This is a genomic window from Streptomyces sp. NPDC048696, from assembly GCF_043198895.1.
Taxonomy (GTDB): Bacteria; Actinomycetota; Actinomycetes; order Streptomycetales; family Streptomycetaceae; genus Streptomyces.
Genome location: NZ_JBICVJ010000002.1, coordinates 36,254 through 60,191, shown reverse-complemented (window position 1 = coordinate 60,191; position 23,938 = coordinate 36,254). Strand labels below are relative to the sequence as shown.

Sequence of the window (23,938 nt, the reverse complement as noted above, 5' to 3'; positions counted from 1 at the left end):
GTGTCGTTCGTGTCGTTCGTGTCGTTCGTGTCGTCCATGAGAGGTGGACCGCGCGCGGGCGTGGAAGTCATCGCGGTCCGCCGATGAATTTCCGTGGCGGCGGGAGTCTCCCTTTCAACCGCACTGGCCGTGCACCGCATGGGCTTCAACCGTACTGACCGGACAGCGAAGGTGGACCGATGACCAGCCTGCACACCCTCCTCAAGACGAACGTCGGTGACGGCCGGGCGCCGGGCGCGGTGGCCCTGGTGGCCCGTGGCGACCGGGTCGAGGTGGAGGCCGTCGGCTCGGCCGACGCCGAAGGCACCACGCCGATGCGCCGGGACTCGATCTTCCGGATCGCCTCGCTCACCAAGCCGGTGGTCGCCGCGGCCGTGATGATGCTGGTCGACGACGGCCGGATCGCGCTGGACGACCCGGTGGCGCCGTGGCTGCCGGAGCTGGCCGCGCCGAGCGTGGTCCGTACGCCGAGCAGCCCGCTCGACGATGTCGTCCCGGCCGCCCGGCCCATCACGGTGGCCGATCTGCTCACCTTCCGCGCCGGGTACGGCTTTCCGTCCGACTTCTCGCTGCCGGCGGTCGTGCCGCTCTTCACCGAGCTGCGGCAGGGGCCGCCGCAGCCGCAGCTCGTGGCGGCGCCGGACGAGTGGATGGCGGCGCTCTCCCGTATCCCCATGCTGCGCCAGCCCGGCGAGGCGTGGCTCTACAACCTGTGCTCCGACATCCAGGGCGTACTGGTGGCACGGGTTTCGGGGAGTCCGCTGCCCGACTTCCTCGCGGACCGGATCTTCGAGCCGCTGGGCATGAGCGACACCGGATTCGCGGTGCCGCCCGCCGACCTCGACCGGTTCACCGGGTACTACCGCGCGGTGGAGGGCGGTCTGGAACTCGTCGACGCCCCGGACGGCCAGTGGAGCGCCGTGCCGCCGTTCCCGTCCGGCGGGGGCGGGCTGGTGTCGACCGCGGACGACTGGTACGCCTTCGCCCGCATGCTGCTCGCGGAGGGCGCCGCGGGCGGGCGTCGTCTGCTGTCGCCCGAGTCCGTGCGGCAGATGACCACCGACCACCTGACCCCGGCCCAGCGCGCCCAGAGCACGCTGTTCCTGGAGGGACAGGGGTGGGGGTTCGGGGGCTCGGTCGACGTCGAGGCGGTCGATCCGTGGAACGTGCCGGGGCGGTACGGGTGGGTCGGCGGCACGGGGACGGCCGCGCACCTCGTTCCGTCCACGGGTGCGGTGACGGTTCTGCTGACGCAGCTGGAGATGTCGGGGCCGACGCCGCCTGGCGTGATGCGGGAGTTCTGGCGGTACGCGGCGGATGCGTGAGCCCGCAGTCGAACAGCGGTGTTTGCACGCCCAGTTCAGCCGAGGATCGGCGCGGACATACCCATTTGGCCAGAACGGCAGGGTTGCTGATGTGCCGTGAGGTGCGCGAGCGTTAAGCGTTATGGATCGTGATCGTAGCGCCGCCGCGTTCTCCCTCTCCCGTCGTCAACTGCTCGCCGCCGCAGGGGTGGCCGGGGCCGCCACCGCCATCGGGTCGACCCCGGCCCTGGCCCGTACGCGTACCGGGCCCGCGCTGACCTTCACCGAGGCCACCAACGGCTCGGCGACCCTCTCGCCCGCCGGGGACCGGCTGATCGTCGAGATCCAGAGCGTCCTGTGGTCGCTGCCGCGCCGTGGCGGCAAGGCCGTTCCCCTCACCCCGGCGGCCCTGGAGCCCAACCGGCCCACGTACTCCCCGGACGGCTCGCTGGTCGCCTTCGGCGCGTACGAGGGCGGCGGCTATCACATGTGGACCATGCGTCCGGACGGGTCGGAGGTGCGCCGCCGCACCGAGGGGCCCTGGGACGACCGGGGTCCGGCCTGGTCGCCGGACGGCACCCGGATCGCGTTCGCCTCCGAGCGCGGCGGCGACCCGGTGACGGGCGGCCCGTACCGCATCCACGTACTGGATCTGCGGACCGGTGAACTGACCCGGTTGACGGGACTCGCCGGACAGGAGGGGCCGTTGCAGGACGGGGCGTGGGAGGACTTCGACCCCAGCTGGTCGCCGGACGGGAAGCGGATTCTCTTCGTCCGGGCGCAGGCCGTCACCACGCCGACCGGTCCCGGTCTCGCGGCGCGGACCGTCGCCGCCGTCCCGGCCCGAGGGGCGGGAGCGGTCGTCGTCGAGCACACCGAGACCGAAGCCGCGCAGGTCATGACCCCGGCGCTGGCACCGGACGGGCGGCGCCTGGCGTACCTTCGGACCACCGCCGCGCCCAACGCCTCCTGCGTCCTGGTTGTCGACGGCAAGCCCGTCCCGGTCGCCGGGGACGTGGCCCCGGTGCCGCCGCGCTGGACGGCGGCGGGGGAGCTGCTGCTCACCGTGGACGGCCGGTTCACCCTGGTGCGCCCCGAGAAGCCGGGTGAGCCGGAGCGGGTTGATTTCGAGGGCGTCCTTCCCGTTCGACGGCCGCGCTACCGGGTCAAGGACTACGACCTCGGCGACGGGCGCGTACGCCCGGTGCGCGGCATCCATCTGCCCGCGCTCTCGCCCGACGGGCGGCGCGTCGCCTTCGCTGCGCTCAACTCGCTGTGGCTGGCGGACACTTCGGGTGCCCGGCCGCCCGAGCGGCTGCGTCAAGCCGAGCCCACCCGCTATCTGCTCGGACCCGTCTGGTCGGGCGACGGTCATTCCCTGCTGTACGCCGACGACCGCGACGGGCTGCTCGGTGTCTACCGTCGAGATCTGGCCACCGGCGACGAGACGGCGCTGGCGACGGGCGGCCGGGTCCATCCCGCGCTCTCGCCCGACGGGAAGCGGCTCGCGTGCCTCGACATGGCGGGCCGACTCGTCGTACGGGACCTGGCGGCGGGCACCGAACGCGTACTGGTGGCGGCCCTCGGCGCGGGCGGGCTGCCCGGTCGCCCGAGCTGGTCGCCGGACGGCCGCTATCTCGCCTTCTGCGACCGCAACCGGCTCAACCTCCGCTTCCGCGAGGGCTACAACCTCATCCGGGTCGTCGACACCACGACCGGCGCCGACCGGCTGCACGCGGTGGCGCCGCATGTCTCGGTCTCCGACCGCTACGACTCCGGCCCCGTCTGGTCGCCCGACGGGCGCTGGATGGCGGTGATCGTCGAGTCCGCGCTCTGCCTGCTGCCCGTCGCCCCCGACGGCACCCCGCAGGGCCCGCCCCGCACCCTGACCAGCGAACCGGCCGACCACCCCTCCTGGTCGGGCGACTCGAAGACGCTGCTGTATCTGTCCGGCGACCGGCTGCGGCTCGTCGACGTCGACGGCGGTCCGGCCCGTACCGTCCGCGTACCCCTGGAGCGCCGGCGGCCCGCGCCCGCCGACACCGTGGTGCACGCCGGACGGCTGTGGGACGGCACGGGCGAGAGCGTCCGCGACGACGTGGACATCGTCGTGCGGGACGGGCGCATCGCGTCCGTCGAGCCGCACCGCAGGCGGGCGGCGCAGCGGCGGATCGACGCCTCCGGGCGTACGGTCGTGCCGGGTCTGTGGGACACGCACACGCACCCGTGGCAGAGCACCTACGGCGGGCGGCAGACCGTCGGGCAGCTGACGTACGGCATCACCACCGCCGTCTCGCTGGGCGGGTTCGCCTATGAACAGGCCCGCATCCGCGAGGCGGTGGCGGCCGGAGAGCTCGCCGGGCCCCGGCTGCTCACCACCGGCGAACTGCTCGACGGCTCCCGGGTCGCCTACAGCATGGGGCGGGCCCACCGCACCGAGGAGGGGCTGCGGCGCTCGCTGGAACGCGGGGCCGCGCTCGACTGGGACTTCGTCAAGACCTATGTACGGGCGCCCAGTTGGGTCATGGAGGAGGCCGCCCGGTTCGCGCACGAGCGCCTGGGGGTGCGCTCCGGCAGCCATCTGCTCTCGCCGGGCGTCCAGAGCGGCCAGGATATGACGACCCATCTGCAGGCCACCCAGCGCGCCGAGTTCGGCCACGCCACCACCGCCTCGGGGCACGCCTACGGCGACGTGGTGGAGGTCTACAGCGCCCGGGGCGTCGACTTCTCGCTCATCGCCACGCCGTTCACCTCGGTACCGCTGATCGGCGCCGCGCCCGAGCTCGCCGAGGACCCCCGGGTCACCGTGGTGATGCCGCCGTGGGACGTGGCGGTGGTCAAGCAGTCGGCGTCCGTGGCGCCGACCGCGGCCCAACTGGCCACCCTGCGCACCGAGACCGACGTCTACCGCCGGGTCCTGGCGGCCGGCGGCATCGTCGCGCTCGGCACGGACGCGCCGCTCGTCCCGGTCGGCCTCTCCCTCCACATGGGCCTGCGCGCGCTGCACCGGGGCGGACTGTCCCCGGCGGCGGCCCTGCGCACGGCGACCGTGCTCCCGGCCCGGCTCTTCGGCGTCGACCGGGACCTGGGCACGCTGGAGGAGGGCAAGATCGCGGACCTGGCGGTGGTGGACGGCGACCCGTTCACCGACTTCGACTCGCTCGTACGGACGGTGGCGGTGCTCAGGGGCGGAGTGCCCTATGTGACCGAGGAGTTGGTGGCCGCCTTCGCGCACCCGGGCGTGGCTCCGCGACGCGCGGCCGCCGAGGGCGACTGGCTGGCGGTGGGGCGGCTGATGCGGCGGGACGGGTGCTGCGACATGGAGTCCGCGTTGCCGTAGCGCTGACGGCCGGGGCCCGGGGCGGCACGCGTCCCGGGCCCGCCGCCCGGCGTCAGGTGAGCCGCACCAGTGCCTCGGGCGTGAGGTCGGCGAGCGTGGGGTAGCCGTCGACCGCCATCAGCAGATCGGCCTCGGCGAGAAGCGAGCGCAGGACGTGGACGAGGCCGTCCGTACCGCCGACGGCGAGACCGTAGGCGTACGGGCGGCCGACGCCCACGGCCGTGGCGCCCAGGGCGACGGCCTTGACCACGTCGGTGCCGCTGCGGACGCCGGAGTCGAACAGGACCGGCAGCCCGTCCGCGGCCTCGACGACGCCGGGCAGCGCGTCGAGGGCGGGCAGCCCGCCGTTGGCCTGGCGGCCGCCGTGGTTGGAGCAGTAGATGCCGTCCACGCCGCCGTCCCTGGCGCGGCGCACGTCCTCGGGGTGGCACAGGCCCTTCACGATCAGCGGCAGTGAGGTGAGCGAGCGCAGCCACGGGAGATCGTCCCAGGTCAGCGGGTTGCCGAAGAGCTGCGCCCAGTGCAGGGCGGCGCCTCGGGGGTCCTCCTCCGGGGTGCGCTCCAGGCGTGCGCGGAAGACCGGGTCGGAGGTGTAGTTGGCCAGGCAGTGGCCGCGCAGCTGAGGGAAGTTGCCGATGCTCAGATCGCGGGGGCGCCAGCCGGTCACCCAGGTGTCCAGGGTGACCACGATGGCCTTGAACCCGGCCTTCTCGGCCCGGTGCACCAGGCTCTGGGCCAGGTCCCGGTCGGTGGGGGTGTAGAGCTGGAAGAACCCCGGCGTCGGGCCGAACTCGGCGGCGACCGCCTCCAACGGGTCGACGGTCAGCGTCGAGGCGACCATCGGGACACCGGTGCGCGCCGCCGCCCGGGCCGTGGCCAGATCGCCGTGCCCGTCCTGCGCGCACAGGCCGATGACCCCGATCGGCGCCATGAACAGCGGCGACGGCAGCGTCATGCCGAACAGCTCGACGGACAGATCCCGCCGGTCGGCCCCGACGAACATCCTCGGGTACAGCCCCCAGCGCTCGAAGGCCGTCACATTGACCCGCTGGGTGCGCTCGTCCCCCGCGCCGCCCGCCACGTACGACCAGAGGGCGGGCGCGAGGGCGGCCTTGGCTCTGGACTCCAGCTCGTCGTGGGTGAGCGGGAAGCGCGGCACCACGCCGCCCAGGCCCTCGAAGTAGATCTCGTTCTGGTAGAAGCCGAACGACTGACTCATCAAGCAGCCCTTCCCCTCGCGACCCGCTACGCCACGGGCGCCCCGTACGGTACGCCGATCGGCGTCCGGTGGAGGCTCCTACCCCGTCATCCGGGCGCCGCCACGCTCCTTTACGGGCACCGTAAGTGGCATGGTGGAGAGTGAGAGCAGAGCTCTGGGCCCCTGGGAGACATCATGATCGACACGATTTGTCGTCGGCTGCTCGGCACGCTCGTCCGAGCCCGCACGGCCCTCGCCGTGGACCACGACGCCCCGATCGAGGAATGACGGCCATGCGCAGCCGCTTCCAGCCCGACCGGCAGCTGACCGCCCGCATGCTGGTCACGGTGTTCCTGCTGGGACTGCTGTACGTGGCGTTCGTCGCCGCGCTGCTCGTCCTGCTCAAGTCGACGGTGCTGGTCGTCGTCATCGCCGCGGCCCTGCTCTTCTGCCAGTACTGGTTCTCCGACCGGATCGCCCTGTACGCCATGCGCGGCCGGCTCGTGACCCGCGAGGAGCAGCCCCAACTCCACGGCATCATCGACCGGTTGTGCGCCACCGCCGACATGCCCGTGCCCCGGGTCGCCGTCTCCGACATCGATCTGCCCAACGCCTTCGCCACCGGCCGCAACGCCGACAACTCCGTGGTGTGTGTGACCACCGGACTGCTGCGCCGCCTGGAGCCCGAGGAACTGGAAGGGGTCCTGGCGCACGAGCTGTCCCATGTGGCGCACCGCGATGTCGCGGTGATCACCGTCGCCTCGTTCCTGGGAGTCATCGCCGGGCTCATCGTCCGGTTCGCGTTCTACTCCCAGATGTTCGGCGGCCGCCGCCGGGGCGACCAGAACACCTTCGCCATCCTGATGGCCGTCATGGTGGTCTCGGCGCTGGTGTACGCGCTGAGCTTCCTGCTGATCCGGGCGCTCTCGCGGTACCGGGAGCTGGCCGCCGACCGGGCCGCCGCCCTGCTCACCGGCCGGCCCTCAGCGCTCGCCTCGGCGCTGACCAAGCTGGACGGCGACATCGCCCGCATCCCCAGCAAGGACCTGCGCACGGCCAGCGCGTTCAACGCCTTCTACTTCGCCCCCGCCCTCGGCGCCGGCGCCTCGCTCTCCCGCCTCTTCTCCACCCACCCCACCTTGGAAGTGCGGCTCGACCGGCTGGCCAGGATCTCCGCCGAGCTGGGCCGCCCGGCGTGAACGGCAGGGCGGCCCCGGTACGCACGACCCGACCCGTCCCGGGGCGCACGACCCGACCCGCGTCCCGGGGCGCACCCGGCACAGGACGGAGCCACTGATCCACATGGGCTTTCTGGACATCCTGCTCGGGCGTACCAAACCCGTCGCCCCCGACCTCGACCAGCTCTTCGCGGTGCCGTCGACGGCCCTGACCCTGGAGGCGGCGGCCGGGTTCACACCGACCGGGCGGGGCTCGGTCTGCTTCACCACGGTCGAGGGCGGGGCCTTCACCCAGATCCGCCAGGACGTCGAGGCACTGCTGAACGCGGACACCGAACGGGACGGCACGCCCGTGGAGTTCAGCCGCGACGAGTACGGCTACACCTGGCTGCTGTCCCGCCGGACCCCCGCCGAACTGCCCGAGCTCGTCGGTGATCTGCACGCCGTGAACTCCGCGCTCCAGGACAGCGGCTTCGGCCCGCAGCTGCTGTGCTCCCTGGTCGGCTTCCGGGACGCCGAGGGACAGGCCTTCGCGCTGGTCTACCTCTACAAGCGCGGCACCTTCTATCCGTTCGCCCCGCTCGCCGGCTCCGGCGAGAAGCGTGACAGCGCGCTGGAGCTGCGCATCAAGGCCGTGATCGCGGACGACCTGCGGATCGAGCAGGACCTGGCCCGCTGGTTCCCGGTGTGGGGCGCGCCGGGCCTGGACGTCTGAGCGCGGTCTATGCGTGTACGGCGGCCGGATAGCCGCGCTCGTCCACGACGTCCCGGGTGAGGCGGTCGAAGGCGCGCGCGGCCGCGCTCTGATAGGCGCTCTCGCGCCGCAGCAGGGTGACGGTCCGGGCGGGCAGCGGGGGTTCGAGGGCGACGGGCCGCAGCCGGGGGTGGTCATGGGTGACCGCGTCCGGCAGGACGGTGGCCAGCGGGGTGCGCCGGACGATCTCGGTGAGCGCCTGGATCGAGTTGGCCTCGACCGCGATGTGCGGCCGCACCCCCTGGGCGGCGAGGTAGCCGTCGATGTGCGTACGGGTGGCGAAGTCGCCGCTGAGCAGGGCGAGTCGGCGATCGGCGAGGTCCCGTGCGGGCAGCGGACCGGACGGGCCGCCGTCGGGTTCGTAGTCGGCCGCGACGACCAGGCTCAGCGTCTCGGTGAACAGGGGCGTCGCGGCGATCCCGGACGCGTGGGCGCCATGGAAGGCGATGCCGAGGTCGAGCTCGTCGGCCAGCAGCGCGGATTCGATGCGGTCCTGTGTCATCTCCCGCACGTCCAGGGTGATCCCGGGGTGGCGGCGGTGGAACTCGGCGACGAGCGGACCGGTGAGATACGCGGTGAACGTCGGTGTCACCGCCAGGCGCAGGCCGCCGTGCGAGAGGTCGGCCACGTCCAGGACGGCACGCTCGGCGGCGGCCAGATCCCGCAGGGCGCGGCGGGCGTAGTGGACATAGGTCCCGCCCGCGTCGGTGAGCCGTACGGCCCGGCCCGTGCGGTCGAGGAGCTGCGTCCCCACGGTCTTTTCGAGCTGCTTGACCTGCTGGGAGAGCGTGGGCTGCGAGATGTGCAGCTCCTCGGCGGCGCGGGTGAAGCTGCCGTGCTCGGCGACGGCGAGCAGATAGCGCAGATGACGGAGTTCCAGAGCCATGAGAACAACTATAGATGTCATCGATAGGCGTCATGGATTTTGCGTCTTGGACACTATAGGTCCAGGTCATGCATGGTGGATCTCGTCAGCCCCACGGGGCGGACAGCCACTGAAGGGAGTGACCATGCAGGACCTCACCGAGGGCGTCGCGCGGTTTCGCCGGGACGTCTTCCCGGCCAAGGCGGAGCTCTTCGCCCACCTGGCCGACACCCACCGGCCCACGACGCTGTTCATCAGCTGTTCCGACGCCCGTGTGGTGCCGGAGCTGATCACCCAGGGCGAGCCGGGCGAGCTCTTCGTCGTCCGCGCCGTCGGCAACCTCGTCCCCGCCTACACCCCGGGCCCCGGCCCGCACGGTGTCGCGGCCGGTATCGAGTACGCGGTCGCCGTGCTCGGGGTGTCCGACATCGTGGTGTGCGGGCACTCCGCCTGCGGCGCGATGACCGCCCTGGCCGAGGGGCACGACCTGAGCGGCGCGCCGACGGTCGACGCCTGGCTGCGGCACGCGGACGCCGCACGGGCCCGCGCCACCACGGTCGACGCGGGTGCGCACCCGGTGGACGCGCTGGTGCGCCAGAACGTGCTCGCCCAGCTGGCGAACCTGGCCACCCACCCCTCGGTCGCCCGCGCACTGGCCGCGCGGACGGTCACTCTGCACGGCTGGGTCTACGACATCGGCACCGGAACCGTCGAAGAGCTCGACCCGGCGACGGGCCGAGGCACCGTACTCGCCGCCTGACCCACCCCGAAAACCCCGATCGACCTCGATCAACCCCTCGAAAGGAAGCCCTCTCATGGTGCACGCCCAGTTCGACCCCACCGCCCGTCAGACCCTCGCCGCCACCGCCGTCGAGGCCAAGACGCGCAAGGACCTCACCTGGCAGCAGATAGCCGACGTCACCGGTCTGTCGGTCGCCTTCGTCACCGCCGCCGTGCTCGGCCAGCACGCCCTTCCGGCCGACGCCGCCACCGCCGTCGCCGAGCTCCTGGGCCTGGACGACGACGCCGCGATGCTCCTCGCGACCATCCCGACCCGGGGTTCCATCCCCGGCGGTATCCCCACCGACCCGACGATCTACCGCTTCTACGAGATGCTCCAGGTCTACGGCACCACGCTCAAGGCCCTGGTCCACGAGGAGTTCGGCGACGGCATCATCAGCGCGATCAACTTCAAGCTCGATGTGAAGAAGGTCGCCGACCCCGAGGGCGGCGAGCGCGCGGTGATCACCCTGGACGGCAAGTACCTGCCGACCAAGCCGTTCTGATCCGATACGGCCAGCGGCGGCGGGTCGTCCCCCACGACGACCCGCCGCCCACCCACCACCTCTGACCTACGCCGCGTGCAGGGCCAGCGTCGGGGAGAGCCGGGCCGCCCGTACCGCCGGATACAGACCGGCGATCGTGCCGATCACCAGGGTCGCGCCGAAGCCGCCCACGACCGCCCACGGGGGAACCACCCAGGGCAGCCCGCCCGAGTAGGCGTACACCCCGGTGGCCGCCGCGCCGAGAGCGACGCCCGCGATGCCGCCGAGGCCCGAGAGCATGAGGGACTCGGCGACGAACTGGACGCGGATCTGGCCCCGGGTCGCACCCAGCGAGCGGCGCAGACCGATCTCGTGGCGGCGTTCGAGCACCGAGATGATCATGGTGTTGGCGACGCCGACCCCGCCCACGAGCAGCGCGATGCCGCCGAGTCCGAGCAGCAGAGTGGAGAGCGCGCCCTCGGTCGCCGCCTTGGCCTGCAACGCGGCCGAGGGATCGCTGACCGCCACGTTCTGCGGGTTCTGCGGATCGACCGTCGCGGCGAGCAGCTTGTGCACCGAGCGCACGGAGGCGTCCGTCGACCGCTCGTACACCGCCGTCGGGTGTCCGTCGAAGCCGAGCAGCCGCTGCGCGGCCTCCCAGCCGACCAGCGCCGAGCGTTCGATCTCGGGAGCGAGCGGCATCGGGTCGAGGACGCCGACGACCGTGAAGTACCGGTCGCCGATCCACACTTGCTGCCCGGGCCCGGTGATGCCGAGCCGGTCGGCGGCGACATGGCCGAGGACCACGGACGGGTAGCGCCCGTTGGCGGCGTTCAGCCAGGTGCCGGAGCCCATCGTCCCGCGCAGGACGTCGATCAGCCGCTCACCGGCCGCCTTGACGGCGATGCCGCCGGTCTCGTCCTTGGGGATCTTCTCGGTGCGGCGGACGGACTGCTTGAGGTCACCGCTCGCCCCGACCTCCTGGACCCCGGCGATCCGGCCCACCATGCCCGGCGCGTCCTTGGGCAGTTTGACCTGCTGCCCGCTGAACATGCCCTCGCCCGGCTTCGCCACCAGCATGTTGGTGCCGAGCGCGTCGAGCTGGCGCATCAACTGGGCCTGGCTGGAGGCCGAGATGCCGACCACGGCGATCATCGTGGCGATGCCGATGGCGATCCCGAGCGCCGAGAGCACCACCCGCACCGGACGGCTGCGCAACCCGGCCGAGCCGACGTGCAGAACGTCCCGGGGGCCGAGTCGGGCCGCCTTCAGCCGGGTGCGTGAAGTGCCTGTCGTATGACGGGAGGTGTCGGTTTCCGCAGTGCCGGGAGCCTTCACGCCGCGACCTTTCCCCGGGCCGTGTCCGCGACGATCCGGCCGTCGCGGATGCGCACCTGGCGGGGGAGCCCGGCGGCGATCTCCGTGTCATGGGTGATGACGGCGATGGTCGCGCCCTCCCCGTTCAGATCGTGGAGCAGTTCCATCACCGCTTTCCCGGATGCCGAGTCGAGCGCGCCGGTCGGTTCGTCGGCGAGCAGCAGGGCGGGCTCTCCCACCACCGCCCGGGCGATGGCGACACGCTGTTTCTGGCCGCCGGACAGCTCGTGCGGGCGGTGCCGCATGCGGTCGGCGAGGCCGACGCGGGCGAGCGCGTCGGCGGCCAGCGCGCGGCGCCGGGCGCGGGGCAGCCCCGAGTAGAGCAGCCCCTCGGCCACGTTGTCCCGTGCGCTGACGCCCGGGACCAGGTGGAACGCCTGGAAGACGAAGCCGATGTGCTGGGAGCGCAGTGCGGAGAGCCTGCGGTCGGTGAGCGCGGCCACATCGTGGCCCGCTATCTCCACCGTGCCGGCGGTGGGCCCGTCGAGGGTGCCGACGATGTGCAGCAGTGTGGACTTGCCGGAGCCGGACGGGCCCGCGATGGCCAGCAACTCGCCCTGTGCGATGGTGAGATCGACCCCGTCGAGGGCCCGGACGCCGCCCGCGTACTCCTTGGTGACGCCCTTCAGTCGGACGACCGTGCTCATACGGACGGCACCCCGACCTTCATTCCCTCGCGCAGCCCGGCACCGGTGATCTCCACACGGCCCTGTCCGAACATGCCGAGCTCGACCGCGACCTCGCGGGTGGCGCCGTTCTCCACCACCTGCACCCCGAAGCCGCCGCCCGCCAGGGCGAGCAGTGCGTTGACGGGGACGGACAGGACGTCGCTGCGCGTCTCACCGGTGAGCTCGACCGTGACGGGTGCCTGGTCGAAGCCGGTCACCTTCTCCGGGCTGTCGAAGGACACCGTGATGTCGATCTTCGGTGTCCTGTCCTGCGCGTCGTCGCCTGCCTTCGCGCTCTTGCCGACCCCGGTCACCTTGCCGGACGCCCGGGTGCCGTCCGGCAGCTGGACGGTGACCTTGGTGCCGCTCTTCGCGGACTTCGCGTCCGCCACCGGCACTTTGAACCGTACGACCCGCTCCGAACCGGTCACCGTGAGCACCGGCTTGCCCGGCGCCACCGGGTCGCCCGCCGCCGCGCCCGCCTCCTTGATCCGCACGGCGCTGCCCGCGAACGCGATCTGGTCGGGGCCGATCTCGCCCGTCTGCTGCAGGCCGTGCGACTTCTGCCAGCGCTTGACCGCGGTGGCGGTGGCGGTGCTGTACGCGTCGTCGACGGTGAACCCGGTGTAGCCGAGCGCCGCCAGGTTCTCCTCGACCTGCCGTACGTCCTTGCCCTTGTCGCCGCTCTTCAGGGTGCGGTACATCGGCTCGGCGCCGTACCACAGCCGTACCGGCCTGCCGTCGACCTCGTACAGCCGGTCGTCACGCTTCACGGTGGCACCGGCGCCCGCGATCCAGTTGAGCGTGCCGGTGGCGCCCGCGTTGATCCGGCGCTCGCCGAGATAGCCGAGCGTGCCGTCCTGCTGGGTGCTGTCGCTGAGGTCGCCCCGGGTGATCGGGGCCGTGGCGGGCGGGAGCCCCGAGCGGTCCTCGGACTTCTTGTGGTCGGGGGCGCCGAGGGCGGTGACGGCGACGCCGCCGCCCGCGACCAGGACGATCGTGCCGAGCGCCACGGCGAACCTGCGCCGGGTCATCGGCCGACGCTCTCGCACGCCTTGTTCGCCTTGTCGAACTTCTCCTTCTCGGCGCCCTCGGGGATCCGCTGCGCCGACGTCATCCCGCCGTCGAACTTCGGGTCGGGCATGTTGAAGCCGTTCTTGCGCATGCACTGCGCGTACTTGACCATCTTGTCCTTGTCGGCCTGGGTGGGGCCGCTGCCACCGCCCGAGCCGCCCTTGCCGGCGCATGCCTTGAGCGCCTTCTCCATCTTCTCCTTCGACATGTCGCCGCCGTCGATGCTCAGTGCCCGGTCGTCCTGCCCGGGCTTGGGCTCGGACACCTTCAGCCCCTGCTCGCGCAGGCACTTGCGGTGCTCCAGGGCCTGATCGGCCTTCTTGCCCTCGTCGCTCACGCTGTCGCCGCTGCCGCCCGAGCCCTTGCCGCCCGAGCAGGCGGTGGTCAGGAGCGCCAGGGAGGCCAGGGCCGTGGCGGCCAGGGTCCTGCTGAGGTGTCGCCGGTAAGTCGTCATGGCGGGAGCGTGCCGCGAGGGGGTGTTTCGTTTCCCTCAGCGGAAGTGTTAACAACGGCGAAAGGTCACTTTCGGCTACACAGGGGCCATGCGTGTACTGGTGGTGGAGGACGAGGAATTCCTCGCGGAGATGATCGCCGAGGGGCTGCGCCGCGACGCGCTCGCCGTCGACGTCGCGGCGGACGGCCTGGAGGCGCTGGACAAGCTGCGGTTCGGCGCGTACGACGTGATCGTCCTCGACCGCGATCTGCCGGGCCTGCACGGCGACGACGTGTGCCGGCACGTCGTCGAGCGGCGGCTGCTGACCCGGGTGCTGATGCTGACGGCCGCCACGACGGTACGGGACCGGGTCGACGGGCTCGGGCTCGGCGCCGACGACTATCTCGCCAAGCCCTTCGCGTACGACGAACTCCTCGCGCGCGTGCTCGCGCTCGGCCGCCGGGCCCGGCCCGCCCTGCCGCCCGTCCTGGAGCGCGCCGGGATCGTCCTGGACACCGCGCGCCGCCAGGCCAGCCGCGACGGACGCCATCTGCATCTGTCGCGCAAGGAGTTCGCGGTGCTCGAAGCGCTGCTGCGGGCCGAGGGCGCGGTGGTCAGCGGCGAGGACCTGATCGAGCAGGTGTGGGAGGAGCACACCAGCTACCGCACCAACGCCGTACGGGTCACGCTCAGCAAGCTCCGCGCCAAGCTGGGCGAGCCGCCGGTGGTGGAGACCGTGCCGGGCGCGGGCTACCGGATCGTGGCATGAAGTCCGAACGCGCGCGGCTCACCGCCCTGTACGGCGGACTCCTCGTCCTCGCGGGCGTCCTGCTGACAGCCGTCGTCTACCTCCTGGTCCGCCAGGGTCTGTACGCGTCGATCAGTACGGCGGTGACGACGGCCGTACCGGCCAAGCAGCTCAAGGACCTGCCGACCACCGGCGAGTGGGCGAGCGCCGCACCGGCGACGCCCGTACCGCTGCCACCAGGGGTGGTCCGGGGGATGGCGGTCACCCGCACGCTCAGCGACGCGGCCGAGCACGCCGCGCTGCGGCGCCTGCTCGCGGTCTCGGTCATCGTGCTGTGCGCCTACGCCGTGCTCTCCATCGCGCTCGCCTGGTGGATGGCGGGCCGGGTGCTGCGCCCGGTCGCCGTGATCACCGAGACCGCGCGGCGGCTGTCCGGCCAGAACCTGCACGAGCGGATCACGCTGGAGGGGCCGCCGGGGGAGCTGAAGCAGCTCGCGGACACCTTCGACGGGATGCTCGGGCGGATGGAGCAGCTGGTGTCGGCGCAGCAGAGATTCGCCGCGAACGCCGCCCACGAGCTGCGCACCCCGGTCGCGGTGCAGCGCGCGGCGGCCGAGATCGGGCTCGCGGGGGAGCCGGACGCGGACAAGGTCGCGCGGATCCGGGCCAAGCTCATCGACGTCGCGGACGACAGCGAGCGGATCATCGACGGGCTGCTGTTGCTCGCCGCCTCCGAGCAGGGCCTGGAGCGGCGCGAGCCGGTGGCGGTGCACGAGCTCGCGCGGAAGGCGGCGGGCGCGCTGGCGCGGGAGGCCGAGGAGCGCGGCGTGGCCGTGGTGCTCCGCACCGGGCCGCTGACCGTCCCGGGGGACGCGGTGCTCCTCGATCGGCTGCTCCACAATCTGCTCGCCAACGGCATCCGCCACAACGTGCCGCACGGCCGGGTGGAGCTGCACACCGGCCCCGACGGCATCACGGTGACCAACACCGGCCCGGAGATCCCCAGGGAGACGGTGCACCTGCTCTTCGAACCGTTCCGGCGCCTTGAACAGCGCCATCGCCATGCCCCGGGCGAGGGCGCGGGCCTCGGCATGTCGATCGTGGCGTCGATCGCCCGCGCCCATGACGCCAGGGCGACGGCCTACGCGAACGAGGTGGGCGGTGGCCTCACCGTACGGGTGGTCTTCGCGGCCGGGGACGAGCCGCCGTCGCACGGGTGACGCGGACGCCGGGGCTCAGCCGCTGTCGACCAGCCGCTGTCGACCAGCGGCCGTCGATCAGTCGCCGTCGATCAGCCGCTGGAGCCCGGGGGAGTACAGCTCCACCAGACGCTCGGGCTTCGCGCTGTTGCCCGCGCCCGGCCGGTGCAGGCTCAGGGTCGCACCGAGCCCCAGCAGCTGACCCGCGATCAGCTCGGCGCGCAACTCCCGGTCACGGCCCGGGAGTTGGTCGGCGAGGCGGGCCGTGACCTGCTCGCGGAAGCGCTCGCGCAGCAGCGCGCGCTCGTCGTCGTTGCCGAGCGCGAAGACCACGCGCAGGAGCGGGTCGCCCCGGAACTCGTCGCGCAGCCGCAGCATCGTGACGACCAGATGCCGCCCGAGGTCGGCGGGCGCGGCCGCGAACAGTTCGTCGGCGGCGGGCCGGAAGTCGGCGACCGTGGTGAACAGCTGCTCCTTGCTGCCGAAGCGCTTGACGATCAGGGACGCGCTCACCCCCGCGTCGGCGGCGATGCCCCGCATGGTCACCTCGGCGTACGGACGCAGGGCGAACGCGCGGCGCGCCGCGCGCAGGATGGCGTCGCGGCCGGTGCCGTGCTCGGGGGCCGGGCTCTCACCCCGGTCGGCGGCGGCGTGCTCGGCGGTGGTCATCTGCCCTCCAGGGCCGCGGGCGTCGGGCTCGTCCCGTCGACCGTACCGGGGACGGGCGCCGAGGGGCGTGGTGCCCGCCCGGAGGGCAGGAACAGCGTCGCCACCAGAGCGGCCAGGGCAGCTCCGGCCGCGACGAGGAAGACCAGCAGATAGGCGTGCAGCGTGGGAGCCGTACGCCCCGCCGCGACGAAGGTGACATGCGAGAGGACGGCGGTCACCACCGCGCTGCAGCAGGCCTGGCCGACCGAGCGCATCAGGGTGTTGAGGCCGTTGGCGGCGCCGGTCTCGCTCACCGGGACGGCCCGCATGACGAGCGCCGGGAGCGCCGAGTACGCGATGGCCGTACCGGCCGAGACGACGGTGGCGCCGGCCACGATCAGCCAGAGGCTGTGGCTGGTGAAGAACCGTATGACATAGCCGACCGCCATGACGCAGGCGGCGATGGCGAGCGCGGTCTTCGGGCCGTACGCCGCCGATATCTTCGCGGAGACGGGTGAGAGCGCCACCATCGACAGACCGCCGGGCAGCAGACACAGACCGCTGACGACGATCGAGGCGCCGAGACCGTAGCCGGTCGCCTTGGGTTCCTGGACCATCTGCGCGGTCACCAACGAGTTGGCGTAGAAGGCGAACCCGATCAAAAGGGCTGCGATGTTGGTGAGCAGTACCGCAGGGCGCGCCGAGACGCGCAGGTCGACCATCGGGGACGCGGTGCGCAGTTCGTAGCGGCCCCAGAACAGGGCGATGACCACGGCCCCGGCGAGCAGGCCGAGGGTGCGTGCGGAGGTCCAGCCCCAGTCGGCGCCCTGGGTGATCGCGAGCAGCAGGCCGACCAGCGCGGCGGTCAGCCCCAGGGTGCCGAGCACGTCGAAGCGGCCCGGGGTGCGCACGGGCGACTCCGGGACGATCCACAGCACGAGGACGAGGTCGAGGAGCCCGAGCGCGGCCGACGCCCAGAACATGGTGTGCCAGTCGAAGTTCTCGACCACCATGGCGGCGACCGGAAGTCCGACGGCGGCGCCGATGCCGAGTGTGGAGCTCATGAGGGCGATGGACGGCAGCACGCGCTCGGGCGGCAGCTCGTCGCGGATGATGCTGATGCCGAGCGGGATGACCGCGAGGGCCGCGCCCTGCAGCGCCCGGCCCGCGATCAGCACCCCGATGTCGGAGGTGGCGGCGCACAGCACGGATCCGGCGGTCAGCACCCACAGCGAGGCGAGCAGGACGCGCCGTTTGCCGTACATGTCGCCGACCCGGCCGAGGACCGGCGTGAAGACCGCGCCGGTGAGCAGGGTGATGGTGACCAGCCAGCCCGCCGCTCCCGGGGTGCTTGCGGTGAGGGCCGGGACATGGGGCAGCAGCGGTACGACGAGGGTCTGCATCACGGCGACGACCACGCCGCAGAACGCCAGGACGGGGACGACGAACCGCGCGCGCGAAGGGCGGGCGCCGGTGGGGGTCGGTGCGGCTGTCGCCGGGGTCATGCTGCTCCAGGGTTGGTCCACAAAGGGGTGCACAAGCGTTTACCCCGCCTAGGGTAAACGCTTGTGCACCCCCGTGTCCCGCCCTTCGGCGCGGTGCTACGGCCGCGGCGACGCCAGCCGCTTCAGGGTGTCGATCACCGCCACCGACGCCTTCGAGCCCGGTTCGATCAGGGTGTAGTGGCCGATGCCGGGCAGGGTGACGAGCTCGGCGTCGTGGTGGACGGCGGCGTAGTCGGAGAACTGGCCGAGCGGCACCTCCTCGTCGACCTCCCCGTGCAGCACCACCGTCCGTACGCCCGTGGAGCCCTTCTCGCGCAGGATCGTCAGCGGGTCGACCAGCGGGAGCCTCGCCTCGACCTGGTCGGCGCCGCCGAGCAGTTGCAGGGCCGCGCCGTCGCTGAGGTCGTCGCGGATGGTGGCCCGCAGATCCGTGAGCGGAGCCAGTCCCAGGACCGCCGAGGGCAGTCGGGTGGTGTGCCAGGGCGAGCTCTCGGGCAGCAGGGCGCGGGCGCCCGCCCACAGGGCGAGATGGCCGCCGGAGCAGTGGCCCGCCAGGACGAACGGGCGTCCGTCCGGGATCGTGTCCACGGCGAGCGCGATGTCGTCGAAGGTGGCGGGATAGCCGCCCGCGCCGCCCGAGCGGCGGAATCCCGGCAGGATCGTGGTGAGCCCGTGCTCGGCCAGATGCGCCGCGAAGGGCGTCAGGTGCATCCGGTCGTAGCGCCAGTAGCCGCCGTGCAGCAGCATCACCACCGGGGCCTCGGGGTCCTCGGCCGGCCACAGGTCGTACACCTGGTGGGGATGCGAGCCGTACTTGCGGTGGACGGGGGCCAGCACCGGCCGGATGCTCAGGACCCGGCGCTCCTCCTCGGCCGCGAACGCGGAAGGGGTTCTAGACATAGCCACGCGCCGTCCACAGCTCGGGGAACACGGACCGGTTGGCGCGCTTCTCCAGCCACGCCACGCCCGGCGAGCCGCCGCTGCCCGCCTTGGCGCCCATCGCCCGGCGGGTGGCGAGGAGATGGTCGCTGCGCCAGCGCAGCACCAGCTCGGCCACCTCGGTCAGCGCCTCGCCGAGCCGCACCAGCGGGTCGTTCTGCGGCCCCGCGTAGATCTGCCGCCAGACCTCCTCGACCCAGCCGTCCGGCTGGTACGGCTCGGTCACGTCCCGCTCCAGTACGTGCTCGGGGACGGGCAGCCCGCGCCGGTAGAGATAGCGCAGCACCTCGTCGTAGAGCGACGGCTGGGCCAGCGCCTCCTCCAGGTCCGCGTACACCGCCGGGTGGCCCCGGTGTGCCTGCACCATGGAGCGGGACTTGTCGGCGAGCAGGAACTCCATGTGGCGGTACATCGCCGACTGGAACCCCGACGCCTCGCCGAACGCCGCCCGGAACCCGTTGAACTGAGCGGGCGTCAGCGCGGCGAGCGGCTGCCAGGAGTGGTTGAGCGCCTGGTGGGAGCGTTGGCTGCGGCGTAACGCGTCCAGGGCCAGTTCGAGGTCGTCCTTGAGCAGCGCGTCCCGGGCGGCCCGCCACTCGTACACGATGAGGGTGAACCACAGCTCCATGACCTGGGTGGTGACGATGAACGCCATCTCACCGGGGTCGTTGGAGAGCGGTCGCTGGAGGGAGGACAGCACCGAGGCGTGGATGTAGTCCTCGTACGGTGTCGTGCCCTCGAACCGCAGCTGGGGCGCTCCGTCGGGGGCTGAGGACGTGGCAAGGGCCGTGGTGTGCTCGGTCATGGGTCTCCGTAGGTCGGGAAAGGGCCGGGTGGTCAGGCCGGCATTCCGATGTGCGCGCCCCCGGTCGCGTCCAGGCACTGGCCGGTGACCCAGCGGGCGTCGTCGCTCGCCACGAACGCCACCACGTCGGCGATGTCCGACGGCTGGCCGATCCGGTTGAAGACGGAGGCGGCGGCGTAGGCGTCGAGCACGCTCTGCACCTTGAGCGTCGGGTTGATCTCCGTGAACGTGAACCCGGGGGCCACCGAGTTGACGGTGATGCCGCGCGGGCCCAGGTCCTGGGCCAGGGTGCGGGTCAGGGTGTCGAGGGCGCCCTTGGTCATCGAATACGCGGCGATGTGGGGCACGGCGATCCGGGTGACGGCGGACGAGATGTTGATGATCCGGCCGCCGTCGCGCAGTCGGCCGAGCCCCTGCCGGATCACGAAGAACGGGGCCTTCACGTTGACCGCGAAGAGCCGGTCGTACTCCTCCTCGCCGGTGTCCGCGAGCCGCTTGGGCAGGGTGATCCCGGCGTTGTTGACGAGGACGTCCAGGCCCGGCCGGGCGCCGTACGCGTCGAGCGCCCGGTCGAACGCGGTCCACAGCGCCCCGGCGTCGCCCGGCACACCGAGCTCGGCCCGCAGCGCGAACGCCCGCCCGCCCGCCGCCTCGATCTCGGCGACGGTCTTCTCGGCGGCCTCGGTGCGGGTTCCGTAGTGGACCGCCACCAGCGCGCCCTCGGCGGCGAGGCGGAGCGAGATCGCCCGGCCGATTCCCCGGCTGCCGCCGGTCACCAGCGCCGTCCGGTCGCTCAGCCTGCCCGCGTTCGTCATGGTCACTGCGCTCCTGTGGTGTCTGGACGGGGTGGTGAGGGGGGGTGTTCGTAGGTGTGCGTGACTGCTCAGGCGTCGAAGTCGAGCGCGATCTCGTCGGACTCGGGCCGGGCCCGGCAGGGGAGGGTGTAACCGGCGGCCAACTCGGCTGCCCCGAGCGCGTACTGACGGTCCATCACCGCGCTGCCCCGGGTCACCTTGGCCCGGCAGCTGCCGCACAGGCCGTCGCGACAGGAGTACGGCGTCTCGGGCCGGGCGCGCAGCACCGCGTCCAGCACCACCCGGTCCTCGGGCCGCATCACGGTCTCGGTGGTGCGCCCGGCGAGGCGGGCCGAGATGAGGCCGGTGCGGCCCAGCGGCTCGGGAGGCGGCGCTGGGGGCAGCCCGCCGCCGGTGGAGAAGAGCTCGAAGCGCACCCGGTCCGGGTCGGCGCCCCACCGGGTGAGCGCTTCGCGCACGGTCTCCACCAGGCCCCACGGGCCGCAGAGGTAGAAGTGCGCGCTGTCGTCCGGCTCCGCGCCGAGCAGCGCGAGCAGCCTCGGCAGCCGTGCGCCGTCGATCCGGCCGGAGAGCAGTTCGCTCTCGCGCGTCTCGCGGGACAGTACGTGCAGGACGAAGAACCGCTCGACGTAGGCGTCCTTGAGGTCGGTCAGCTCGTCGGCGAGCAGCACCGACTGCGCGGACCGGTTGGCGTAGATCAGCGAGACCCGGCAGTCGGGGTCGTCGCGCAGCGCCGCCGCCGCCATGCTCAGCAGCGGGGTGATGCCGCTGCCTCCGGCGACCAGGACATGGTGGGCGCCGGGCGTCGGCGCGAGCCGGAAGTCACCGGTGGGCGGCCCGAGTTCGAGGGTGTCGCCCGCGACCAGCTCCGTCGTGGCGTACTCGGCGAAGCCGTCGGCGCCCAGGCGTTTGACCACCAGGCGCAGGCCCGACGGGTCGTGCGGCGGCAGACAGACCGAGTAGCTGCGGCGCAGCTCCCGCCCCTCGGGCCGGTGCCGTACGACCACGTGCTGGCCGGCGCGGTGGGCGAAGACGTCCGCGAGGCGGGCGGGCACGGCGAGGCTGATCGCCACGGACTCGTCGCCGACCGGCTGCACCCCGGTGACCGGCAGCCGGTGCCAGCCGGTGGCGCGCCGCGCCGGGGTGACACTCACGGAGTCGACGTCCGGTGTCGTCGATGTCGTCATGATGGTGCGTCACATCGCCTTCAGATGCGCGAAGGTCTCCTGGCACGCGGTGCAGACCAGGACGGCTTGGCAGCGGGTCGCCCCGAACGGGCTCTGCGGACGGGTCGCCACGGAGCCGCAGTTGGGGCAGGGGACACCCAGACCGACCCGGACCGACAGCGGCGCCTTGGCGGGGCCGGGCGGCACGATGCCGTGGTCGGCCAGCTTGCGGCGGCCCTCGGCGCTGATCCAGTCGGTGGTCCAGGCGGGCGAGAGTACCTGGCGCACCCGTCCGTCGGGGTGACCGCTCTCGGCGAGCACGTCCCGGATCCCGGCCTCGATCGCGGGCATCGCCGGGCAGCCGAGGAACGTCGGCGTGATGACGACTTCCAGGGCGCCGTCGGCGGCCGTCTCCACCGCGCGGATGACGCCGAGGTCGGCCAGCGAGACCATGGGCAGCTCGGGGTCCGGGACGGTGTTCACGCGCTCGCGCACCTCGTCGGCGGGGAGCGGGGCCGTGGCGCTCACCAGGTGCCTCCCGGGTACTGGAGCCGCACGGACCGGAACTCGGCCATCAGCGGGCCGAACGCCTCGGTGTGCAGCCCCGAGCGGCCACCGGTCGCCTGCCACGAGGACGTCGGAACGGTGAGGCGGGCGTCGTCGATCACGGCGCCGACCTCCCGCTCCCACTCCGTACGCAGCCGCGCCGGGGCGACGGCCCTGCCCTCGGCGTCCAGCCGCTGCGCCAGGTCGTCGGGCTCGAACAGCTCGGCCGCGTAGGGCCAGATGTGATCGAGCGCCGCCTGCATCCGGCGGCGGCTCTCCTGGGTGCCGCGGCCCAGTCGTACGGTCCACTGGGAGGCGTGCATCTGGTGGTACTCGCCCTCGCGGGCCGCCCGGGCCGCGAAGGCGGCCAGCGTCTCGTCCGAGGACTTCTCCAGCGCGCCCCAGAGGAGCCGGCTGTAGTGCGCGTACACCAGCTGCCGGGCGATCGTCACCGCGAAGTCCGCGGGCGCCAGCTCCATCAGCAGCGCGTTGCGGAACTCGCGCTCGGTGCGGTGGTAGGCGAGCTCGTCGTCGCTGCGCGCGGTGCCGTCCAACTGGCCGCTGTAGGTGAGCAGAAGCCGGGCGTGGCCGAGCAGGTCGAGGGCGATGTTGGCGAGCGCCAGGTCCTCCTCGATGGTGGGCGCCCGGGTCACCAGGGCGCACAGCCGCTGGCTGAGGACCAGCGCGTCGTCGCCGAGCCGCAGCGCGTACGCGGCGAGATCGGGGTCCGGTGTTCCGGTCTGACTAGCCGTCATGGCCGCTTTCCTCGTTCAACGGGACGTAGTGCTCGGGGTATCGGTACGGCTTGTGGGAGGCGTTGCTGAAGAACGGGTCCTTCTCGCTCGGCGAGGCGGCGTGCACCGCCTCCGAGCGCACCACCCACACCGAGACGGTCTCGCCCCGACGGGTGTACAGATCACGGGCGTTGGCCAGCGCCATGTCGGCGTCGGCCCCGTGGACCGAGCCCACATGCTGGTGCGCCAGGCCCCGGCGCGGCCGGATGAACACCTCCCACGGCGTCTGCACCCGCGCGGACCGCTCGCTCATGACACATGCCTCTCGTCGTCCAGACCCGCCGCGTACGCGTCGACCGCCGCACGCACCCAGGCACCGTCGTCGTGCGCGGCCACCCGGTGGGCGAGCCGCTGGCGGCTGCACTGCGAGCCGTCCCCGAGCGCGCCGCGGAACATCTGCCAGTCGATCGGGCTGAAGTCGTAGTGCCCGCGCTCCTCGTTCCAGCGGATCGCCGGGTCGGGCAGGGTCACCCCCAACCGCTCCGCCTGCGGTACGCAGTTGTCGACGAACCGCTGGCGCAGCTCGTCGTTGGTGTGCCGCTTGATGCCCCACGCCATCGAGCGCTGCGACACCGCCGCGCCCATCGCCGCCGTACGGTCGTCCGCGCCGCCCGCCACCGTGTCGGGCGGGCCGAACATCAGCGCCACCGCCGGCAGCCACCAGCGGTTGACGGCGTCCTGCGCCATCTCCCGCTGCCCGTCCGTGCCCCGGCACAGCGACCACAGCACGTCGTAGCCCTGGCGGACGTGGAACGCCTCCTCCTGGCAGACCCGGCGCATCGCCCGGGCGTACGGCCCGTACGAGGTGTGGCACAGCGGCGCCTGGTTCACCACCGCCGCGCCGTCCGTGAGCCAGGCGATGGCGCCGGTGTCGGCCCAGGTCAGGGCGGGGTGGTTGAAGGTGGCCGCGTAGCGCTGATGGCCGCTGTGCAGGGAGTCGAGGAGGTCGGCGCGGTCCACCCCGAGGGTTTCGGCCGCCGAGTAGAGATACAGCCCGTGACCGGCCTCGTCCTGCACCTTGGCGAGCAGGCTCGCCTTGCGGTGCAGCGAGGGGGCCCGGGTGAGCCAGCCGCCCTCGGGCTGCATACCGATGATCTCGGAGTGCGCGTGCTGGGAGATCTGGCGGATCAGCATCCGCCGGTAGCCGTCGGGCATCCAGTCCCTCGGCTCGATCTGCTCCCCGGCCGCGAGCAGCGCCTCGAAGTGCGCGTTGAGCTGCTCCACGCCGTCGACCACTCTTCACCCCTTCGTCCCGGAACCGCCGTGGTGGTGGTGCCTTCACAGATAAAGAGGTCTGACCTGGGGCGTTCAATCCCT

At 72.6% G+C, this 23,938-nt stretch carries 24 protein-coding genes; 8 read left to right on the top strand and 16 right to left on the bottom strand.

The window, feature by feature from the left end; genetic code table 11:
• Positions 1–179 precede the first annotated feature (179 nt).
• Both ACGFRG_RS03340 and ACGFRG_RS03335 read left to right on the top strand, forming a co-directional pair.
• Positions 180–1,325, top strand: coding sequence for a serine hydrolase domain-containing protein (locus ACGFRG_RS03340; RefSeq protein WP_393260915.1), 1,146 nt, complete (start codon positions 180–182; stop codon positions 1,323–1,325).
• A gap of 121 nt (positions 1,326–1,446) precedes the next feature.
• A complete protein-coding gene (locus tag ACGFRG_RS03335; protein ID WP_393260913.1) occupies positions 1,447–4,644 on the top strand; it encodes an amidohydrolase family protein in 3,198 nt (1,065 codons plus the stop codon).
• Positions 4,645–4,696: 52 nt separating this feature from the next.
• On the opposite strand, the gene ACGFRG_RS03330 is transcribed toward ACGFRG_RS03335, so the two are convergent.
• Complete coding sequence (locus ACGFRG_RS03330) at positions 4,697–5,863, bottom strand: alpha-hydroxy-acid oxidizing protein (RefSeq protein WP_393260910.1); 1,167 nt, start codon at positions 5,861–5,863, stop codon at positions 4,697–4,699.
• Between the two features lie 272 nt (positions 5,864–6,135).
• Here ACGFRG_RS03330 and htpX point away from each other — a divergent pair, with 272 nt between their 5' ends.
• Entirely contained in the window at positions 6,136–7,041 is a 906-nt protein-coding gene (gene htpX, locus ACGFRG_RS03325; protein ID WP_361417893.1) for a zinc metalloprotease HtpX, read from the top strand.
• A gap of 103 nt (positions 7,042–7,144) precedes the next feature.
• Positions 7,145–7,735: a hypothetical protein gene (locus tag ACGFRG_RS03320; RefSeq protein WP_393260907.1), complete on the top strand. Its 591-nt coding sequence runs from the start codon at positions 7,145–7,147 to the stop codon at positions 7,733–7,735.
• A 7-nt stretch (positions 7,736–7,742) separates the two neighbouring features.
• Here the strand turns inward: ACGFRG_RS03320 and cynR are convergent, their stop codons facing one another.
• The gene (gene cynR / locus ACGFRG_RS03315) at positions 7,743–8,660 is read right to left on the bottom strand and encodes a transcriptional regulator CynR (RefSeq protein ID WP_393260904.1); all 918 of its coding nucleotides are present in this window, start codon (positions 8,658–8,660) and stop codon (positions 7,743–7,745) included.
• A gap of 124 nt (positions 8,661–8,784) precedes the next feature.
• On the opposite strand from cynR, the gene ACGFRG_RS03310 reads away from it, so the two are divergent.
• Together ACGFRG_RS03310 and cynS are read left to right on the top strand one after the other, a co-directional pair.
• Complete coding sequence (locus ACGFRG_RS03310; RefSeq protein ID WP_361417884.1) at positions 8,785–9,399, top strand: carbonic anhydrase; 615 nt, start codon at positions 8,785–8,787, stop codon at positions 9,397–9,399.
• Between the two features lie 55 nt (positions 9,400–9,454).
• Positions 9,455–9,925: a cyanase gene (gene cynS, locus ACGFRG_RS03305; protein WP_361417881.1), complete on the top strand. Its 471-nt coding sequence runs from the start codon at positions 9,455–9,457 to the stop codon at positions 9,923–9,925.
• 66 nt (positions 9,926–9,991) lie between these two features.
• On the opposite strand, the gene ACGFRG_RS03300 is transcribed toward cynS, so the two are convergent.
• The 4 genes from ACGFRG_RS03300 to ACGFRG_RS03285 all read right to left on the bottom strand — a co-directional run bounded on the left by ACGFRG_RS03300 (position 9,992) and on the right by ACGFRG_RS03285 (position 13,477).
• Positions 9,992–11,176, bottom strand: a complete 1,185-nt coding sequence (locus ACGFRG_RS03300; protein ID WP_393261801.1) for an ABC transporter permease — start codon at positions 11,174–11,176, stop codon at positions 9,992–9,994.
• A gap of 62 nt (positions 11,177–11,238) precedes the next feature.
• A complete protein-coding gene (locus tag ACGFRG_RS03295) occupies positions 11,239–11,928 on the bottom strand; it encodes an ABC transporter ATP-binding protein (RefSeq protein WP_361417878.1) in 690 nt (229 codons plus the stop codon).
• Positions 11,925–12,983, bottom strand: a complete 1,059-nt coding sequence (locus tag ACGFRG_RS03290) for a peptidoglycan-binding protein (protein WP_393260900.1) — start codon at positions 12,981–12,983, stop codon at positions 11,925–11,927. Before ACGFRG_RS03290 ends, ACGFRG_RS03295 begins: the two co-directional genes overlap by 4 nt.
• Positions 12,980–13,477 carry a hypothetical protein gene (locus tag ACGFRG_RS03285; RefSeq protein WP_393260897.1) on the bottom strand — a complete coding sequence of 166 codons (498 nt, stop codon included), beginning with the start codon at positions 13,475–13,477 and terminating at the stop codon, positions 12,980–12,982. The genes ACGFRG_RS03290 and ACGFRG_RS03285 overlap by 4 nt, the downstream gene beginning before the upstream one ends.
• 88 nt (positions 13,478–13,565) lie before the next feature.
• Here ACGFRG_RS03285 and ACGFRG_RS03280 point away from each other — a divergent pair, with 88 nt between their 5' ends.
• Together ACGFRG_RS03280 and ACGFRG_RS03275 are read left to right on the top strand one after the other, a co-directional pair.
• Positions 13,566–14,225: a response regulator transcription factor gene (locus tag ACGFRG_RS03280; RefSeq protein ID WP_361417869.1), complete on the top strand. Its 660-nt coding sequence runs from the start codon at positions 13,566–13,568 to the stop codon at positions 14,223–14,225.
• Positions 14,222–15,424, top strand: coding sequence for an ATP-binding protein (locus ACGFRG_RS03275; protein ID WP_393260894.1), 1,203 nt, complete (start codon positions 14,222–14,224; stop codon positions 15,422–15,424). Before ACGFRG_RS03280 ends, ACGFRG_RS03275 begins: the two co-directional genes overlap by 4 nt.
• Positions 15,425–15,481: 57 nt before the next feature.
• Here ACGFRG_RS03275 and ACGFRG_RS03270 read toward each other — a convergent pair whose 3' ends face one another.
• The 10 genes from ACGFRG_RS03270 to paaA form a co-directional block, all read right to left on the bottom strand.
• Positions 15,482–16,072 (bottom strand): TetR family transcriptional regulator, encoded by a 591-nt coding sequence (locus tag ACGFRG_RS03270; RefSeq protein ID WP_361417863.1) that lies wholly within the window; start codon positions 16,070–16,072, stop codon positions 15,482–15,484.
• Complete coding sequence (locus ACGFRG_RS03265) at positions 16,069–17,556, bottom strand: MFS transporter (protein ID WP_361417860.1); 1,488 nt, start codon at positions 17,554–17,556, stop codon at positions 16,069–16,071. The genes ACGFRG_RS03270 and ACGFRG_RS03265 overlap by 4 nt, the downstream gene beginning before the upstream one ends.
• Before the next feature lie 96 nt (positions 17,557–17,652).
• A complete protein-coding gene (locus ACGFRG_RS03260) occupies positions 17,653–18,456 on the bottom strand; it encodes an alpha/beta hydrolase (RefSeq protein WP_361417857.1) in 804 nt (267 codons plus the stop codon).
• Positions 18,449–19,300, bottom strand: coding sequence for a tryptophan 2,3-dioxygenase family protein (locus tag ACGFRG_RS03255; protein ID WP_361417854.1), 852 nt, complete (start codon positions 19,298–19,300; stop codon positions 18,449–18,451). The genes ACGFRG_RS03260 and ACGFRG_RS03255 overlap by 8 nt, the downstream gene beginning before the upstream one ends.
• Positions 19,301–19,332: 32 nt before the next feature.
• Entirely contained in the window at positions 19,333–20,115 is a 783-nt protein-coding gene (locus tag ACGFRG_RS03250; RefSeq protein ID WP_361418335.1) for an SDR family oxidoreductase, read from the bottom strand.
• 68 nt (positions 20,116–20,183) lie between these two features.
• Positions 20,184–21,302: a 2Fe-2S iron-sulfur cluster-binding protein gene (locus ACGFRG_RS03245; RefSeq protein WP_361417851.1), complete on the bottom strand. Its 1,119-nt coding sequence runs from the start codon at positions 21,300–21,302 to the stop codon at positions 20,184–20,186.
• 9 nt (positions 21,303–21,311) lie between these two features.
• Positions 21,312–21,809: a 1,2-phenylacetyl-CoA epoxidase subunit PaaD gene (gene paaD, locus ACGFRG_RS03240; protein WP_361417848.1), complete on the bottom strand. Its 498-nt coding sequence runs from the start codon at positions 21,807–21,809 to the stop codon at positions 21,312–21,314.
• The gene (gene paaC / locus ACGFRG_RS03235) at positions 21,806–22,582 is read right to left on the bottom strand and encodes a 1,2-phenylacetyl-CoA epoxidase subunit PaaC (RefSeq protein WP_361417845.1); all 777 of its coding nucleotides are present in this window, start codon (positions 22,580–22,582) and stop codon (positions 21,806–21,808) included. The genes paaD and paaC overlap by 4 nt, the downstream gene beginning before the upstream one ends.
• Positions 22,572–22,874, bottom strand: coding sequence for a 1,2-phenylacetyl-CoA epoxidase subunit PaaB (gene paaB / locus ACGFRG_RS03230; protein ID WP_361417842.1), 303 nt, complete (start codon positions 22,872–22,874; stop codon positions 22,572–22,574). The genes paaC and paaB overlap by 11 nt, the downstream gene beginning before the upstream one ends.
• Positions 22,871–23,857, bottom strand: a complete 987-nt coding sequence (gene paaA, locus ACGFRG_RS03225; protein WP_361417839.1) for a 1,2-phenylacetyl-CoA epoxidase subunit PaaA — start codon at positions 23,855–23,857, stop codon at positions 22,871–22,873. Before paaA ends, paaB begins: the two co-directional genes overlap by 4 nt.
• Between the last annotated feature and the right edge of the window lie 81 nt (positions 23,858–23,938).